Below are 416 nucleotides of genomic sequence, written 5' to 3'. Positions count from 1 at the left end.
CCAGACGAGCCGCCGCCGGGTGGCCACGGTCCGCCCGGGTCAGGACATGAGCGACCTGATCACCGACGAGGACGTCGCGCTGCTGCGCGCCGAGATCGACTCGGGCGCCCGCGGCGACGCCTTGGCGACGTACAACCTTCACCAGTCGGGCCTGCAGGTGGAGGGAGGGATGTACCCCTTCATGCTGCGCGAGCTGGTGGTCCTCGGCGACGACGCACCGCCGTGGATGTACTCCCGCTGGTGCCTCGACCTCGCCTACCGCTGGATGCTGGTCGAGCACGACACGCGCGTCGACGACGCGGTCAGGCAGCTGATGCTCATGTCCCACTGGGACCAGGCCGAGCCGCTGCTGGACGACAAGGTTGCGATGGCCGAGCTCGGCACCCGCATCGCGGCGGGGGACCGGCTGTGCGAGG

The 416-nt window shown here is 70.7% G+C and carries 1 protein-coding gene; it reads left to right on the top strand.

Annotated features, from left to right (window positions below; genetic code table 11):
• Positions 1-46 precede the first annotated feature (46 nt).
• Positions 47-416, top strand: a 370-nt coding sequence (locus tag I6F37_RS41930; protein ID WP_225154662.1) for a hypothetical protein, incomplete at its 3' end; no start/stop codon positions are given.

The organism is Bradyrhizobium sp. NBAIM08 (genome assembly GCF_020193935.1).
GTDB classification, from domain to species: domain Bacteria; phylum Pseudomonadota; class Alphaproteobacteria; order Rhizobiales; family Xanthobacteraceae; genus Bradyrhizobium; species Bradyrhizobium yuanmingense.
Note: the sequence above shows the minus strand (reverse complement) of the source record. Positions and strands in the feature narration are given on the sequence as shown.